15 protein-coding genes are annotated in these 16127 nt (G+C 61.9%); 13 read left to right on the top strand and 2 right to left on the bottom strand.

Features of this window, described 5'->3' with window-relative positions; genetic code table 11:
- The first annotated feature begins 12 nt into the window (after positions 1-12).
- The 11 genes from CAY35_RS06225 to CAY35_RS06175 all read left to right on the top strand — a co-directional run bounded on the left by CAY35_RS06225 (position 13) and on the right by CAY35_RS06175 (position 12689).
- Positions 13-1692 (top strand): thiamine pyrophosphate-binding protein, encoded by a 1680-nt coding sequence (locus tag CAY35_RS06225; RefSeq protein WP_109303802.1) that lies wholly within the window; start codon positions 13-15, stop codon positions 1690-1692.
- Positions 1693-1798: 106 nt separating this feature from the next.
- Entirely contained in the window at positions 1799-3190 is a 1392-nt protein-coding gene (locus tag CAY35_RS06220) for a M16 family metallopeptidase (protein ID WP_109303868.1), read from the top strand.
- A 106-nt stretch (positions 3191-3296) separates the two neighbouring features.
- Entirely contained in the window at positions 3297-3791 is a 495-nt protein-coding gene (locus CAY35_RS06215; RefSeq protein ID WP_350223350.1) for an S-ribosylhomocysteine lyase, read from the top strand.
- 59 nt (positions 3792-3850) lie between these two features.
- Positions 3851-4624 carry a 4-hydroxy-tetrahydrodipicolinate reductase gene (dapB, locus tag CAY35_RS06210; protein WP_258265667.1) on the top strand — a complete coding sequence of 258 codons (774 nt, stop codon included), beginning with the start codon at positions 3851-3853 and terminating at the stop codon, positions 4622-4624.
- Between the two features lie 51 nt (positions 4625-4675).
- Positions 4676-5134, top strand: coding sequence for a hypothetical protein (locus CAY35_RS06205; protein ID WP_109303801.1), 459 nt, complete (start codon positions 4676-4678; stop codon positions 5132-5134).
- Positions 5135-5144: 10 nt separating this feature from the next.
- Positions 5145-6047, top strand: a complete 903-nt coding sequence (gene dapA / locus CAY35_RS06200; protein WP_109303800.1) for a 4-hydroxy-tetrahydrodipicolinate synthase — start codon at positions 5145-5147, stop codon at positions 6045-6047.
- Positions 6048-6064: 17 nt separating this feature from the next.
- Positions 6065-7774, top strand: a complete 1710-nt coding sequence (locus CAY35_RS06195) for a ribonuclease J (RefSeq protein ID WP_109303799.1) — start codon at positions 6065-6067, stop codon at positions 7772-7774.
- Between the two features lie 116 nt (positions 7775-7890).
- Complete coding sequence (locus CAY35_RS06190) at positions 7891-10935, top strand: DNA translocase FtsK (protein WP_109303798.1); 3045 nt, start codon at positions 7891-7893, stop codon at positions 10933-10935.
- Positions 10914-11522: a CDP-diacylglycerol--glycerol-3-phosphate 3-phosphatidyltransferase gene (gene pgsA, locus CAY35_RS06185; RefSeq protein WP_109303797.1), complete on the top strand. Its 609-nt coding sequence runs from the start codon at positions 10914-10916 to the stop codon at positions 11520-11522. Before CAY35_RS06190 ends, pgsA begins: the two co-directional genes overlap by 22 nt.
- Before the next feature lie 41 nt (positions 11523-11563).
- A complete protein-coding gene (locus CAY35_RS06180) occupies positions 11564-12055 on the top strand; it encodes a CinA family protein (RefSeq protein ID WP_109303796.1) in 492 nt (163 codons plus the stop codon).
- Positions 12056-12248: 193 nt separating this feature from the next.
- Positions 12249-12689, top strand: coding sequence for a helix-turn-helix domain-containing protein (locus CAY35_RS06175; RefSeq protein ID WP_109303795.1), 441 nt, complete (start codon positions 12249-12251; stop codon positions 12687-12689).
- A gap of 140 nt (positions 12690-12829) precedes the next feature.
- Here the strand turns inward: CAY35_RS06175 and CAY35_RS06170 are convergent, their stop codons facing one another.
- On the bottom strand, positions 12830-13066 hold the full coding sequence (locus tag CAY35_RS06170; RefSeq protein WP_109303794.1) for a DUF3046 domain-containing protein: 237 nt from the start codon (positions 13064-13066) through the stop codon (positions 12830-12832).
- Between the two features lie 346 nt (positions 13067-13412).
- Here CAY35_RS06170 and recA point away from each other — a divergent pair, with 346 nt between their 5' ends.
- Together recA and CAY35_RS06160 are read left to right on the top strand one after the other, a co-directional pair.
- Entirely contained in the window at positions 13413-14462 is a 1050-nt protein-coding gene (gene recA / locus CAY35_RS06165) for a recombinase RecA (protein ID WP_101630726.1), read from the top strand.
- A complete protein-coding gene (locus CAY35_RS06160; RefSeq protein ID WP_109303793.1) occupies positions 14459-15571 on the top strand; it encodes a regulatory protein RecX in 1113 nt (370 codons plus the stop codon). Before recA ends, CAY35_RS06160 begins: the two co-directional genes overlap by 4 nt.
- A 38-nt stretch (positions 15572-15609) precedes the next feature.
- Here CAY35_RS06160 and CAY35_RS06155 read toward each other — a convergent pair whose 3' ends face one another.
- Positions 15610-16092: an FBP domain-containing protein gene (locus tag CAY35_RS06155; protein WP_109303792.1), complete on the bottom strand. Its 483-nt coding sequence runs from the start codon at positions 16090-16092 to the stop codon at positions 15610-15612.
- Positions 16093-16127 lie beyond the last annotated feature (35 nt).

The raw sequence follows: 16127 nt of genomic DNA, 5'->3' as shown, positions 1-16127 counted from the left end.
AGAGAAGTGGTTATGAACGTCGCGGCACAGGTCGGGGCACTGCTGGCTGAGCTGGGTGTTGGGCACGCATTCGGTGTGGTCGGTAGCGGTAATTTCGTGGTGACCAACGCCTTGAAGGCACACGGTGTCCCGTTCACGGCTAGCCGGCACGAAGGCGGGGCCGCGAACATGGCGGATGCGTATTCGCGGGTCTCCGGCAAGGTTTCGGTGCTGAGCGTGCACCAGGGCTGTGGGCTCACGAACGCGACCACCGGCATCGGCGAGGCCGCTAAGTCCCGCACCCCGATGATTGTTCTCACGGGCGAGTCCACGGCGAGCGCCGTGGGGTCGAACTTCGCGATGGATCAGGATGCTTTGGCCGAATCGGTGTATGCTGTCTCGGAGCGGGTGCATTCCGCCAAGACCGCGGCCGCCGATGTGGCGCGCGCCTACCGCACGGCCGTCAACGAACGCCGGACGGTGGTGCTGAATCTTCCGTTGGATGTTCAGGTTCAGCCTGCGGTTGCGGGTGCTGTGGCGACCGTGAATGACGCGGAGCCGATCCGGCCTTCGAGGAGGAGCGTGGCGGCTCTCTCCGACCTGATTTCTGGAGCGCAGCGTCCCGTGTTTATTGCAGGTCGCGGCGCGAAGCACGCAGGCGATGCGATCGCGCGGTTGGCTGAACATACAGGCGCGCTGGTGGCCACATCGGCGGTTGTTAAGGGCCTCTTCAACGGCGAGGACTTCAACCTTGGGATCTCGGGAGGGTTCTCGTCCCCGGTCACGGCCGAGCTCATCAGCAATGCGGACCTGATCGTGGGCTTCGGGTGCGCGATGAACATGTGGACGATGCGGCACGGAACGCTGATCGGCCCGGACGCGCGCGTGGTGCAGGTTGATGTTGAGGACGCCGCGCTTGGGCGCAATCGACCTATCGACCTCGGTGTGCTGGGCGATACCGCGGAAACCGCCGCCGACGTCCTGGAGCACATCCGCGCGAGCCAGCCGGAGCCGCGCATCGGTTACCGCACCGAGGCCAATCGCGAGCTCATCGCCGCCCGCAGCGCGTGGGCGAGCGAGCCTTACAGTGATCTGTCTACCGGCGCTGATCTTTCCGCTGCGAGCGGTTCGGAAGCGCGCATCGACCCGCGCAGGCTGACCATCGAGCTCAATTCGATTCTGCCCGCGGAACGCATCGTGAGCATCGATTCGGGTAACTTCATGGGGTATCCGAGCCAGTTCCTGGACGTTCCGGATGCTGACGGGTTCTGTTTCACGCAGGCGTTCCAAGCGATTGGGCTCGGGCTCGGCACGGCGATCGGGGCGGCGCTCGCGCGGCCAGATCGGATGCCGGTGCTCGGAACCGGGGACGGCGGATTCCACATGGCGATCGCGGAGCTTGAAACCGCGGTGCGGCTCCGCTTGCCACTCGTGTGCATCGTCTATAACGACGCCGCCTACGGTGCCGAAATTCACCACTTCAATGCGGACGGTTCCGAGCCGGACATGTCCACGGTGACGTTCCCCGAAACCGATATCGCGGCCATCGCGCGCGGCTTCGGAGCCGAAGGCGTCACGGTGCGTACCGTTGAGGACCTCGAGGCAGTGCGAGAATGGGTTGCGAGCAATCCGGACACGCCGCTCGTGATCGATGCGAAGATCGCATCGGACTCGGGTGCATGGTGGCTCGCGGAAGCGTTCAAGGGCCACTGACAACCGCGAGCGCACTGAGCCGCGTACCCACTGCATCGTGCCCGCTGCATCGCGTACTCACTGCGTCGCGCGACCCATCGAGAAAGGATTCGTTGTGCCCATTGATTTGCCGTTGGTGCCGTCCCCGGAGCGTCTTGAGCAGACGCTGCGTCAGGATGAGGACGGTTCGATCGTCCGCCGCACTGTTTTGCCGTCGGGTGTGAGGATCTTGACGGAACACATGCCGGCCGCGCTTTCGGCATCGGTGGGTTTCTGGGTTGGAGTCGGCTCCCGGGATGAGGCGGAGGGCCAGTACGGTTCAACGCACTTCTTGGAGCACTTGCTGTTCAAGGGAACCCCGACGCGTTCCGCTCTCGACATCTCGCTCGCGTTTGATCGCGTGGGTGGGGAAGCGAACGCCGCGACCACCAAGGAAACCACGTGCTATCACGCCCGCGTTTTGGGTGAGGATTTGCCGATGGCGATCGAGGTCATCTCTGACATGGTGACCCAGCCGCTGCTCGATCACGAGGAAGCCGAGCGGGAACGCGGCGTGATCCTCGATGAGCTCGCGATGGACGCGGACGATCCGCTCTCGATGGCTCACGAACAGTTCTCTCGCCTCATCTTCGGTGAGCATCCTCTGGCCCGCCCGGTGGGTGGCACACGCGCCGAGATCCGCGAACTCAAGGTCGAAGAGTTCCGCGACCACTACGACAAGTACTACGCCCCGGAAACGCTGGTCATCACGGCCGCTGGCGCTGTAGACCACGACGATGTGGTCCGGATGGCCACGGAGGCGCTTAAGGCCGGCGGTTGGGACTTGGATACGGAACGGACCCCGATGCCTCGGCGGACCGCGACGTACGGTGTCACGATGGATGCGCAGGCTCTCGGGACCCCAGACGGTATTCCGGAGCCTGTCGAGGAGTTGCGCGCGATGCCGGGCTCCCAGGCCGGCGTATTCCGCATCTACAAAGACATCGAGCAAGCCCAAGTGTTCCTGGGTGTTCCAGGCCTGCCAACGGATTCGGAGAACCGCTTTGCGCTCTCGATCCTCTCGACTGTTCTGGGCGGCGGAATGTCCTCGCGACTCTTCCAGGAAGTACGCGAACGCCGCGGACTCGCGTACTCGACATTCGCGATGACCGCCGGCTATTCGGACACCGGGTTCTTCTCCCTCTACGCCGGATGCGCGCCCGAGGACGCCGAAACCACACTCGAGGTCCTGGGGGAGCAATTCGACCTCATCGCGGCTCAAGGCATCACCGAAGACGAACTCGACTGGGCCGTCGGGTCGCTCGCCGGACAGTCCGTCTTGACAGGCGAAGACCACGGTCCACGCATGTCTCGCCTCGCAGGCGCTGAGCTCATGACCGGCCACTATGTGACCCTCGAAGAAACCCTCGAGAAACTGCGTGCCGTAACCCGCGACGACATCAAGGCGCTTGCCGCGCGCTTGGCCGCCCAGCCCCGCACCGCGGTGATCCTCGCGCCTAAGGCCTACATCGGCGAATAAAGGTTACGGCGCCGGGCCTCGCGGCAACGCCAACCGGTAACGTTAAGGGCACATCAACGCATTAGGGGTTCAACGCCGCGGGCGTATACCCGTTTCAGGAGGAATCGTGGCTGAAAAGAACATGGCTAACGTCGAAAGTTTCGAGCTCGACCACACCGCAGTCAAGGCCCCCTACGTTCGCTTGATCGCGGTCGAACATGGCCCGGACGGCAACGGAACCATCTCCAACTTTGACCTGCGCCTGCTGCAACCTAATGAAGAGGCCATCGACACCGCGGGCCTGCACACCATCGAGCACCTTCTTGCGGGCCTTCTGCGTACCCGCCTCGACGGCATCATCGACTGCTCACCGTTCGGTTGCCGTACCGGATTCCACCTCATCACGTGGGGAACCCCAAGCAACGAAGACGTCGCTCGCGCGCTCAAGTCAGCGCTTGAAGCGATCCGCGACACCGTCGAATGGGACGACGTGCCAGGCACCACGGAAATCTCGTGCGGTAACTTCAAGGACCACTCGCTGCACTCGGCTAAAGCTTGGGCTGAACGCATCCTGCGTGACGACTTCTCGATCGACGCATTCGACCGCAGCGTAACGGTCTAGACCACCACGCCCCGCTTAAAGAACACACTGCCTAAACCAACACACTGGAGCAGCACACCGTGACTAACCCGCAGACCACCCCGCCCATCCGCGTCGCGATCATCGGCGCGCGCGGACGCATGGGATCTCAAGCCGTCTCTGCCGTCGGCAATGCGGAAGACATGGAGGTGGTCGCGCAGATCGGGCGAGGTGACTCGCTCGAAGCAATGGTCGATGCGGGGGCTACTCACATGGTGGACCTCTCCGTCCCGTCGGCCACGGCGGACAACGTCGCGTTCGCTATCGAGCACGGCATCCACGCTGTAGTAGGCGCGACCGGCTGGGACGAGGAGCGCCTCGCCTCGGTGCGTGAACAGCTTGAAGCCAAGCCCGATGTTGGTGTTCTGATCGCGCCGAACTTCGCGCTCGGAGCCGTGCTCGCCGCGCAGTTCGCGGCACAGGCGGCACCGTACTTCGAATCGGTCGAAGTCATCGAGATGCATCACCCGGACAAGGTCGATGCGCCTTCAGGAACCGCCGACCGCACCGCGCGCATGATCGCCGAAGCGCGCGCTGAGGCCGGAACAGCGCCGAGCCCTGACGCAACCGAAACCGACCCGGACGGCTCACGCGGCGCCGTGATCGACGGCGTCAACGTGCATGCGGTCCGCCTCCGCGGGCTCGTCGCGCATCAAGAAGTTCTGCTCGGTTCGGTTGGCGAAATGCTGACCATCCGCCACGACTCCTTCGACCGCGTCTCCTTCATGTCCGGAGTCCTGCTCGGCCTGCGCACCGTCGCGCAACGCCCCGGCCTGACCCACGGGCTCGAAGGCTACCTCGACCTCGGGGCCTAAATAGTTCGGGGCCTAGATAGTCCGCGGCACACAAGGAAGCGCTAGCTCAGCATGAAAGCAAAAATTTTCACCGGCATCATCCTGGCCGTCTACGTCATCTATCTCATCGCGTTCTTCGGTTCCGTGCTGAGGTTGTGGCAGACCGGCCAGCCCATCGCGATCGGGCTGGGTGCCGCGATCCTTGTGGTTCCGCTCATCGGCGTGTGGATCCTGATCCGCGAAATCACGTTCGGCGCAACCACCGAAGCCATGGCTAAAGAACTCGAAGAACAAGGTCTGCTACCGCACGATGACCTCCCACGTATGCCGTCGGGACGCATCGTCAAAGAAGCAGCCGACGAAGACTTCAAAAAATACGCTGCAGAAGCCGAAGAACACCCGGAAAAATGGCAGTCCTGGCACCGGCTCGCCCTCGCGTACGACGCGGCAGGTGACCGCCGGCGAGCCCGCGATTCCATGAGAACCGCCATATCGCTTCGCAAACAAGCTCGAAACGGAACAGGCAGGTAACCTGGGAACCATGGCACTACACACTGATCGTCCACGCTTCGGAACACTGCTGACCGCAATGGTGACCCCGTTCACCGCCGCCGGTGAGCTTGACCTCGACGCTGCGCGCGCCCTGGCACGAAAGCTCGTTGACGACGGCTGTGACGGCCTGGTCGTGACCGGAACCACCGGCGAGACCTCAACGCTGACCGACGAAGAAAACGTCGCAATGTTCAAAGCGGTCGTCGAGGAAGTAGGGGACCGCGCAGCCGTTGTGGCAGGTAGCGGAACCAACGACACCCGCCACTCGATCAACCTCTCCCGCATGGCGAAAGAAGCGGGCGTCGACGGCCTGCTGCTCGTAACCCCGTACTACAACAAGCCATCCCAAGCCGGCATCCAAGCCCACTTCGAGGCGATCGCCGACGCCGTCGACCTGCCCGTGATGCTCTACGACATCCCAGGTCGCTCCGTGAAGCCGATCGAGACCGAAACGATCGTTGCCCTGTCCAAGCACCCCAACATCGTGGCCCTTAAGGACGCCAAGGGCGACCTCATGGAAACCACCAAGGTCATCGCGCAAACCGACCTCGACATCTACTCCGGTGAAGACGGCCTGACCCTCCCGCTGCTCGCGATCGGCGCGATCGGCCTCGTATCCGTCACCGCGCACATCGCCGCGCCGCAATACCGCACCATGATCGACGCGGTAGCCAACGGCGACCTCGCAACCGCCCGCAAAGCCCACGCGGACATCGACCCGCTCCAGCGTGCCGTCATGAGCCACCTCCAAGGAGCCGTGGCGTCGAAAACAATTCTTCAGCGGCAGGGTGTCCTGCCGACCGCTCACGTTCGCCTCCCACTCGTGGAGCCGACGGACGCTGAGCTCGCCCCCGTACTCGCAGACCTCGCGGAGGGCGGCCTACATCTATAGAAAGGCGCACCACAAGGATGACTGAAACACCGACCATCGCGTTCGACGTCGACCGGCGGGTATCAGCACCGCCACAACTAGCCAACGGAACACTTCGCGTCTACCCGCTCGGCGGCGTAGGCGAAGTGGGCCGCAACATGACCGTCTACGAAATGGACGGCAAGCTGCTCATCGTTGACTGTGGCGTGCTCTTCCCCGAAGAAGAACAGCCAGGCGTGGACCTGATCCTTCCGGATATGTCCCACATCGAGGACCGCCTCGACGACGTTGTCGCCGTGGTCATCACGCACGGCCACGAAGACCACATCGGTGCCGTGCCATACCTGTTGCGCCTCAAGCAGGACATCCCGCTCGTTGCATCGCAGCTCACGCTCGCGCTCGTTGAGGCGAAACTGCAGGAGCACCGGATCAAGCCGTTCACGTTGCAGGTTCGCGAAGGCGATGTTGAACAGCTCGGGCCATTTGAGGTCGAGTTCGCGGCCGTGAACCACTCGATCCCGGACTCGATGGCAGTTCTGGTGCGCACCAAGGCTGGCAACGTGTTCCAGACCGGCGACTTCAAGATGGATCCGCTCCCGCTCGATGGCCGCGTGACCGACCTGCGTGCCTTCGGCCGTTGGGGCGAAGAAGGCGTGGACCTGATGGTCCCTGACTCGACAAACGCCGAAGTCCCGGGCCACACCCCAACGGAACGCAACATCCAGCCTGTTCTGGACGACGCCATCGCCAAGGCTGAACAGCGTGTGATCGTGGCGTCCTTCGCATCGCACGTCCACCGCGTGCAGCAGGTCGTCAACGCGGCCGCGAAAGCCGGCCGCAAGATCTGCCTCGTGGGCCGTTCGATGGTGCGTAACATGACGATCGCCTCCAAGCTGGGCTACCTTGACATCCCTGAGGGGATGCTCGTCGACTTCAAGAACGTCGACAAGATCCCAGACCACCAGATCGTGCTGATGTGCACAGGTTCCCAGGGCGAGCCGATGGCCGCGCTGTCCCGCATGGCCAGCGGCGACCACAAGATTTCGCTGGACTCCGGCGACACGGTGATCCTCGCGTCGTCTCTGATTCCAGGTAACGAGACCTCGGGATTCCGGCTCATGAACGCCCTGCAGTACCGCGGGATCAACGTGATCCACAAGGGCAACGCCAACGTTCACGTCTCCGGCCACGCATACGCAGGCGAGCTGCTCACGGTCTACAACGTCGTTCAGCCGCGCCACGTCATGCCTGTCCACGGCGAGCCGAAGCACCAGCTTGCGAACGCGAAGCTCGCTCACGCGACCGGTGTGCCTGTAGAGAACCTGTTGCTTGCCAACAACGGAACCGTCGTGGACATCACCGAGGGTGTCCCGAGCATCGTGGGCCAGCTCGACGTCAACTATGTCTACGTGGACGGAAGCCACGTGGGTATGGTCACCGAAGACGACCTCAAAGACCGCATGGTCCTGTCTAAAGAAGGTTTCGTCTCCGTCATCACCGTGGTTGACCGCAAGACTCAGCGCATCATCCAGGGCCCAGACATCGTGGTGCGTGGTGTCGCCGAAACCGCGAAAACGTTCGAAGTCATCAAGCCGAAGATCGCATCCGCACTCGAAGAAGCGATGCGCGATAAGCCAGACCACACCCAGCACCAGCTTCAGCAGGTTGTGCGCCGCGTGATCGGCTCGTGGGTTGGCCGCAAGCTGCGCCGCCGCCCGATGATCGTTCCGGTGGTTGTCGAGGTCTAGCCGCGGCTAGAGGGTGGCATAAGCGCCCGAACACGCATTAATGTTTGCGAGCCCGTTGGGGCCGGTAACAGTGTTGGTTGCCGGTCTCAACGGGCTCGCGGCGTATCCTGGAACCTATGGCGAGCCGTACTTCCCCCGGATCGCAGCGTTCTTCCGCGTCTTCAAAAAGTGGAAGCAAGCGCTCCGGCAACACAGAATCCACGGAACTGATCCAGGAATCCAGCGAGATTCCTGCACCACTCCGTGCCATCCAACGCGCCTGGTCGAGCCTCGGCGGGATCATTGGCGCTGGTGTCCGACAACTCGGGACACCGGTGAAGTTGGAGCCAGGAACACGGCGTGACGGCAAGGCCCTCACATGGCTCGTCATCGCGCTGATCGTTGCGCTCGTTGAATGGTGGGGCCTGCGTTCGGTTCCGGTATTCGGTACGTTCACGCATTCCGCTGTTGGCGGTCTTTTCGGCGTCATGGCGGTAGCGTTGCCGGTCGTTCTGTTTATTTCGGCGGTGCGTCTGTTCCGCCGACCCACTGACCATGCCGTCAACGGCCGCATCAGCATCGGATTCGTCCTCGCCCTGATCACCGGAGCCGGCATCGCGCACGTTGCGACGGGACGCCCACCGCTTGATGGCCCGTTCAAAGACCTGTTGGCTAGCGGGGGATGGGTCGGCTGGTTTGCTGGCGAACCACTCGCCGCGTTGCTCACGGAAGGCGGCGCGATCATCGTGCTGTGCCTCGTGGGTATCTTGTCGCTGCTCATCATCACGGGCACCCCGGTCACGAAGGTTCCGGAACGTTTGGTAAGCCTCTACCGGCTGCTGATGGTCGGGAAGGAAGAGCCTGAAGAAGGCGACATCAGCGGCGACCGCGATGGTCACGATCAGTCGTACCTCTACGACTCCGAACGCCGCGAAAAAGAGAAGAGCAACAAGCCGAAGGCTAAGAAGGCTCGCAAGTCGCTGTTCGGGCGCAACAAAGACGCCGAAACTGACGAAGAGATGCTGGAACCGGCTGGTTCGAGTGAGGCCTATGAGAGCCCTGTCATCGACGATGACATCCACGGCCACAGCTCCGCTGACGCAAGCGATGCGGCACCAGAGGAAGCCACCCCGCCGCCCGGCGTTCGCCGCCCGACCCGCGAAGAAAAACGCCGCGAAAAACTCATGCGCGAAGCCGGGGTCTACAACGTCGACGAACACGGAGGCGCCGGAACCCCATCGGATGATGAGGACGCCAACGCAACCACTGACCTCGACGCAACCACTGATTTTGACGCAACCACGGTCATCAACCGTGGCGAACCTGACGCGCATACGCAGGCCATCGACATGACCAGCGCCCTCGCCAACGGTGAGGATGCAGCGGAAGCCGGTGCAGCATCGGGCGCTGGAGTAGCAGGTTCTGGAGTAGCGCCGACCGCGAAACCTGAGCGGCCCATGCCAGAGCCACTCCCGCAGCGAAGCGAACAGCTCGAGCTCTCAGGCGACGTCACCTACACACTCCCGCCGAGCGAATACCTGCCACCTGGCCCGCCGGCCAAGGAACGCTCAGAAGCCAACGACAAGGTCGTTGCCGCGTTGCAGGAGACCCTGCGCGAATTCAAGGTCGATGCGGAAGTCACCGGCTTCTCGCGTGGCCCAACGGTGACCCGCTACGAGATCGAGCTCGCGCCCGGCACCAAGGTTGAGCGCGTCACGAACCTTGCGAAGAACATCTCTTACGCGGTTGCGTCCTCCGATGTGCGCATCCTTTCGCCGATCCCGGGTAAGTCCGCGATCGGCATCGAGATCCCGAACACCGACAAGGAAGTTGTCTCCCTCGGTGACGTTCTGCGTTCCAACGCTGCACGCCGCACCGACCACCCGATGGTTATGGGCGTCGGTAAAGACGTTGAAGGCGGATTCGTTGTTGCGAACATGGCGAAGATGCCGCACATGCTGGTTGCTGGTGCGACCGGTGCGGGTAAGTCCTCGTTCATCAACTCGCTCATCGTGTCCCTGCTCATGCGGGCAACCCCGGACGATGTGCGGCTTGTGTTGGTTGACCCTAAGCGCGTTGAGCTGACCGCGTACGAAGGCGTTCCACACCTGATCACCCCGATCATCACGAACCCTAAGAAGGCCGCCGAGGCACTGCAGTGGGTTGTGAAGGAAATGGACACCCGCTACGACGACCTCGCGAACTTCGGGTTCAAGCACGTCGATGACTTCAATAAGGCGGTGCGTGCCGGCAAGGTGACGCCGCCACCGGGATCCAAGCGGGTCATCAAGCCGTACCCATACCTGCTGGTGATTGTCGACGAGCTCGCGGACCTCATGATGGTTGCGCCGCGCGATGTTGAAGATTCGATCGTCCGCATTACGCAGCTCGCGCGCGCCGCTGGTATCCACCTCGTGCTGGCTACCCAGCGCCCATCCGTCGATGTCGTGACGGGCCTCATCAAGGCCAACGTGCCTTCGCGCATGGCCTTCGCGACCTCGTCCGTTACCGACTCCCGCGTGGTCCTGGACCAGCCGGGTGCAGAGAAGCTGCTCGGCCAGGGTGACGCTCTGTTCTTGCCGATGGGTAAGTCCAAGCCGATCCGCGTTCAGGGTGCGTGGGTCACCGAATCAGAGATCCACCGCGTCGTTGAGCACGTCAAGGGACAGCTCACCGCGCACTACCGCGACGACGTTGTTCCGGATGCGCCGCAGCGTGAAATCGACGCCGACATCGGCGACGACCTCGAAGACCTGCTGCGCGCAGTCGAGCTCGTGGTGACCTCCCAGTTCGGCTCAACCTCGATGTTGCAGCGCAAGCTGCGCATCGGCTTCGCGAAAGCGGGCCGCCTCATGGACCTCATGGAATCCCGCGGCGTGGTCGGCCCATCCGAAGGTTCGAAGGCCCGCGATGTGCTGGTCAAGCCGGAAGACCTGCCGCAGGTCATCGCCGCGATCAACGGAACCCCTGCACCGGAAACCCCGGACGCCCAGCAGCAAGCGCTAGCCGACGAAGCCACCTATAACCACCAGCCAACCGATGCATCCGAGGCGGGGGAGAGCACCGCATCGGGCGCTGTTTCCGGTTCCGTTGCCGGCCCCAGCTCCGGTTACGCTGAAGACACGTGGCACGACGATGACGACGAGGAGTCCGAAGACGCATGGTCGCTGACAGGACGGTAACCGGGGCGAGCGCGGAACCAAAGCAGGTTTCGAGCTGGAACATCGCGAACATCCTCACTGGGATGCGGATCCTGCTGATCCCGGTGTTCGTGGTGTTCATCGTTCTGGACGCCGCGGAGTACGGCGCGTGGCGTTGGTGGGCGGTCGTGGTCTTTGTGCTTGCGACGATCACCGACTGGCTCGATGGCGCGCTTGCCCGTGGCCTGAACCTCGTGACGGACTTCGGGAAGATCGCCGATCCGATCGCGGACAAGCTGCTCATGGCGGTGTCGCTGATTAGCCTGAGCGTTCTGGGCGACCTGACGTGGTGGATCACCGCGATCATCCTCGTGCGTGAAATCGGCGTGACCGTGATGCGGTTCTGGGTCATCAAATACGGCGTGATCGCCGCGAGCCCGGGCGGCAAGATCAAGACGGTCGCGCAGATGCTCGGCACGTTTATCTTGCTGCTACCGACCGCTCATTTTGTGCACGGCGTGTGGTGGGCCGGTTTTGTGGTCATGCTGATTGCGGCTGCGTTGACGTTGTGGTCCGCGATCGATTACGTGCGGCAGGCTGTGACGCTGTACAGGAACAGGGAGCGGTAGAGCCTGAGCGTGAGCTCCGATCAGCGAGGAAGGTGACGACGATGCGGGACGCAACGCCGCTGGTGCGCGGGCTCGAGCGCGCGGGGCTGACTATCGCCACGGGTGAGTCGCTAACTGCCGGGATGGTTGCGAGCCACATCGCCGATGTCCCTGGTGCTTCCGCTGTTCTGCAGGGCGGGATCGTGGCGTATCAGATGAGCGTCAAGCGTGACGTTTTGGGCGTGGACGCGGGTCTTTTGGAGCGTCATGGGCCGGTGCATCCGGAGGTAGCGGAGCAGATGGCGATCGGTGCCGCGCGGGCGTGCGGGGCGCGGATCGGGGTGTCGACGACTGGCGTGGCTGGGCCTGAACCGCACGGCGGGCATCCGGCGGGCACGGCATATATCGGTTGGGCTGTTTTCGACAAGGCCGGGACTCAGGTGCGTGCGCGGGGACATGAGCTGTTGCAGCTGGCTGGCAGCCGGGCTGAAGTGCGGCAAGCCACGGTGGACGCGGTGGTGGCGCTTGGTGAACAGATCCTCGCGGATTCCTGAAAACTTCCTGATGATTGAGCGCTTCGGGAACAAACGCGGGATGATCCTGGTTACGCTTAATGTCCGATCTTCTTTCGAACAGTTCATGTGAAGGCACATGCTGTGAAGGCAGATGCTTTTGAAGGCACAGCCCATCGCGTGAACGGTTTGCATGATTGAAGATACGCAATTCGCAAGGAGAAGCGAGATTTCCATGAACCGACAGCCCACCCAAGTAAACGGAATCACCCGCTGGGCGGGCGTGGAAGACAATTCTGCGAAGAAGGCTGAAGCCATTCGCCGTCCTGTTGTGTTGCGACAGGAGATTGGCGAGGTTCTTCGTCAGATCCGTCAGCAACAGGGCCGTACTCTTCGCGAGGTGTCGCACTTGGCGCGAGTTTCCCTCGGCTACTTGTCTGAGGTAGAGCGCGGCCAGAAGGAAGCATCGAGCGAGCTTCTGGCATCGATCGCAGCGGCCCTTGAGGTTCCGCTCGCTGTTGTTCTGCGTGAAGTGACGCAGCGTATCGCCCTCATGGAGGGCCTGATTGACGGCAGCTCCGTCCCAGATACGATCCCTGCCGAGTTCTACGAACACGGTGGCGTGTCTGTTCCAGATTCTCTGCCGGAAGACTTCGGTACCGTTGCATCTGCCTAAAGAGGCCTCGGCGTAAAGGTGCTGCGGTCTAATAAAACTTATATTGACGACTGAGGGCGGATCTCGTGTGGATCCGCCCTCAGTCGTTTTCTAGATATCGAAGGTTTCGGCCGCGCCGGAGTGCTAGCCGTTCCACGTCGCTAGCCATTCCACGGGGTGTCGCGTAGCGGGAGGTCGCGGCCGAGCCATCGTGATTCCGGTACGTCCTTTGCGCGGCACAAAGCGAGCCACACAGTTTTTGGCTCGAAGCCGGCATCGAGAGCTTCAGTTGCAGTGAGGCCGTCGCATTCGGTCAGTGCCATCGTGAGCATGAGGTGTTCTCCGGCGGCTTCGCCGAACTCTTCTGTGATCATCCGTTGGAAATCGCTCAAACGCATATCCGGATTTTCTCATGGCCCGTTGACAGGTGTGTTCGTCACAGTGCGGGTTGATGGTCCTGAAGCGCCCGTGTGCCAGGCGAAGTTTTTGGGACACGCGAGCCATTATTCGAATGTGTGTTCGAAATCGGTTATTCTGGTTCACGGTATCCACAGTCGTACTGCGGGCGGAAGTTATGCACAGTTTGGGTTGTTCCGGAGCAAACTGTCAGACCCCCGTCCTACGCTAAAAACAGTTACACAACGTATAACTAGCTTCCCAAGCACACGCTTTGAGCTTCCCAAGCACACAGTTGGCTGGCGGATGGATTCGGCAGGCAACGTTATAGATCCGAGAGGACTAAAGATGGCAGCACAGGATCGTGAGAAGGCACTGAATCAGGCCCTCGCGCAGATTGACCGTCAGTTCGGCAAGGGTGCCGTGATGCGCCTTGGTGATGAAACTAAGGCGCCTATTGAGACGATCTCTACTAGCTCGATTGCGCTCGATGCGGCGTTGGGCATCGGTGGTTTGCCGCGTGGCCGCGTCGTTGAGATTTACGGCCCGGAATCCTCGGGTAAGACGACCGTTGCACTTCACGCTGTCGCTAACGCGCAGCGCAACGGCGGTATCGCGGCGTTCATCGACGCCGAGCACGCGCTTGATCCGGTGTACGCCGCCAAGATTGGTGTAGACACGGATGCGCTCTTGGTTGCGCAGCCGGACACGGGTGAGCAGGCGCTCGAGATCATGGACATGCTTGTGTCTTCCGGCACGATCGACATCGTCGTGATCGACTCGGTTGCAGCACTCGTTCCGCGTGCGGAAATCGAAGGTGAAATGGGTGACTCTCACGTTGGTCTGCAGGCGCGTCTGATGTCCCAGGCTTTGCGTAAGATCACCGGTCGCCTCGCACAGACCAAGACGACCGCGATCTTCATTAACCAGCTGCGTGAAAAGATCGGTGTCTTCTTCGGGTCCCCTGAAACCACCACAGGTGGTAAGGCCCTGAAGTTCTATGCTTCGGTCCGCGTTGATGTACGCCGTATCGAGACCCTCAAGGACGGCGCTAACCCGGTGGGTAACCGTACCCGCGCCAAGATCGTGAAGAACAAGATGGCGCCTCCGTTCAAGCAGGCAGAGTTCGACATCCTCTACGGCGAAGGCATCTCACGTGAAGGTGGTCTGATCGACATGGGTGTCGAGAACGGCCTGGTCAAGAAGTCTGGTGCTTGGTATACGTACGATGGCGATCAGCTCGGTCAGGGTAAGGAAAATGCGCGTCGCTTCCTGAAGGACAACCCGGACCTCGCCGATGAGCTTGAGCGTCAGATCCGCATCAAGCTGGGCATCGACGAGGACCCGGAAGCGGGTAACGAGAACGACGCCAACCTGCAGGCTGTCCCTGAAGCATGAGCCCCATCCCGGACACGTCCGGGAACTCAGGAGAGAATCCTGCCGGACTGAGTGACGAAAAGCTTGCCGAGCGCCAGCGCCTCCAAGACCTCTTGGGACTGGTGCCGGCAAGCTCACTCAACCAACCCTCAAGCGATAACGCGCCTGCAAAGCCATCTGACACGAAGAAGCCAGGGCGAGGCTCGAAACGCAAAACCAAACCGGCATCGATCCAGCAGCTGCAACGCCAACTCAAAGCGCTTCGTGAACAACGTCGCGAACGCGAACACCAACCGCTCACAGGCGCCGCGGCGCCCGCATTCGGTCGAACACAGAGCGACGAAAACGAGAGCGGTAATACGCATGCTCAAGTATCCGACGCTTCCGCTGCTGACGCTCCAGTACCTGAATGGCTCAATACGGACGCCGAGGTCCCAGAGTGGATGCTCGGCGAGTTGCCCGAAGACATCCTCGAACTCATCGAAGAAAGCCAAAGCCGGGAAACATCTAGCGAAACGGCCGGCCGCCATGATGAAACGAATGCGGCACCCCGCAACGCGGCATCTGGCAACGAAGATGCTGAATCTGAGACTCCCGAACCGACGCCGGAACTAACTACAGAACAAGCCGAGCGCCTGTGCCGCGAAACAGCGTTGAGGTTGCTTTCAACACGCGCCCGATCGCGGCACGAAATCGAAGAAAACCTGCGTGGAAAAGAACTCCCCGCCGAAGCCATCACCCACGTCATGGACCGCTTCGAAGAAGTGGGACTCATCGACGATGAAGCCTTCGCACAAGCGTGGGTCGAATCCCGGAACCGGTCGAAAGGCTACGCATCAGCACGCCTAGCCCAAGAGCTACGCCGCAAAGGCATCGCGGAAGAACACATCGCCGCGGCTCTCGAACAACTCGACGGAGACGACCTCCGAGCCCAAGCAGAAAACCTCGCGCTCAAACGACTCGGTTACAGCGACCTACCACCAGACCGCTACGGACCAGACCGCAAAGAACGCGAAAAAGTCATGCGCCGCATCGTGAGCCACCTACAGCGAAAAGGCTACGCACCCGGCGTCTGCATGGCGGCAACCCGCTCCGCGATGGAACGCCACGACAACGGAGAACGCGGCTAACCGAACCAGCTACCGCGCTGACAAACCCGCCCACAGCGCTAACCGATCACCCGGCGCATGAAGCCGGTGGAACGCTTCCGCAAAGCCTCAACCCGCTGAGAACTAAACAATTCAGGGTCAAGCGCACCCTCCATCGGGGTCGGTAGACGCCGCGCATACTCAGAACACCGGAAATCCTCATGGATCAACGTCGCAACCGAATTACCAGAACGCCCAGCATCCCCAGCCCGACGAGCCGAAAACATCCGAACCCCAGCCAACTCAGTCACATCACGACACAAAGCACACACGCCATGCACGCCAGGAGTGTGCGTCGGACGCAACACAGCACCACGCAAAACCCCGTCCACCTCAAGAACAAGATAAGCACGCGTGCGGTCCTTCTGATCCCGCCACCCCAAAAACTCCATCGTCTCCCAGTGATACTCAGCCAAAGGAAACGGCGGGACAGCCGCGGCCGCCTCACGACGCGTCGCATTCACAAAACAACCAGCCAACGCATCAGCACTCACAGCCTGCACAAGCGCTCCTCCTCACAACAGCCCACAAGCCCAAC

The organism is Pseudoglutamicibacter cumminsii, from assembly GCF_003143995.1.
In the GTDB taxonomy this organism is placed as follows: domain Bacteria; phylum Actinomycetota; class Actinomycetes; order Actinomycetales; family Micrococcaceae; genus Pseudoglutamicibacter; species Pseudoglutamicibacter cumminsii_B.
The sequence above is the reverse complement of the archived record's forward strand: the minus strand, read 5'-3'. Positions and strand labels throughout refer to the sequence as shown.

What these genes read in the sequence shown, in the direction of transcription:
- CAY35_RS06225 (WP_109303802.1), top strand. Translation starts at nt 13, where the DNA reads ATGAACGTCGCGGCACAGGTCGGGGCACTGCTGGCTGAGCTGGGTGTT.
- CAY35_RS06205 (WP_109303801.1), top strand. Translation starts at nt 4,676, where the DNA reads ATGAAAGCAAAAATTTTCACCGGCATCATCCTGGCCGTCTACGTCATC.
- dapA (WP_109303800.1), top strand. Translation starts at nt 5,145, where the DNA reads ATGGCACTACACACTGATCGTCCACGCTTCGGAACACTGCTGACCGCA.
- CAY35_RS06195 (WP_109303799.1), top strand. Translation starts at nt 6,065, where the DNA reads ATGACTGAAACACCGACCATCGCGTTCGACGTCGACCGGCGGGTATCA.
- CAY35_RS06190 (WP_109303798.1), top strand. Translation starts at nt 7,891, where the DNA reads ATGGCGAGCCGTACTTCCCCCGGATCGCAGCGTTCTTCCGCGTCTTCA.
- pgsA (WP_109303797.1), top strand. Translation starts at nt 10,914, where the DNA reads ATGGTCGCTGACAGGACGGTAACCGGGGCGAGCGCGGAACCAAAGCAG.
- CAY35_RS06180 (WP_109303796.1), top strand. Translation starts at nt 11,564, where the DNA reads ATGCGGGACGCAACGCCGCTGGTGCGCGGGCTCGAGCGCGCGGGGCTG.
- CAY35_RS06175 (WP_109303795.1), top strand. Translation starts at nt 12,249, where the DNA reads ATGAACCGACAGCCCACCCAAGTAAACGGAATCACCCGCTGGGCGGGC.
- CAY35_RS06170 (WP_109303794.1), bottom strand. Translation starts at nt 13,066, where the DNA reads ATGCGTTTGAGCGATTTCCAACGGATGATCACAGAAGAGTTCGGCGAA.
- recA (WP_101630726.1), top strand. Translation starts at nt 13,413, where the DNA reads ATGGCAGCACAGGATCGTGAGAAGGCACTGAATCAGGCCCTCGCGCAG.
- CAY35_RS06160 (WP_109303793.1), top strand. Translation starts at nt 14,459, where the DNA reads ATGAGCCCCATCCCGGACACGTCCGGGAACTCAGGAGAGAATCCTGCC.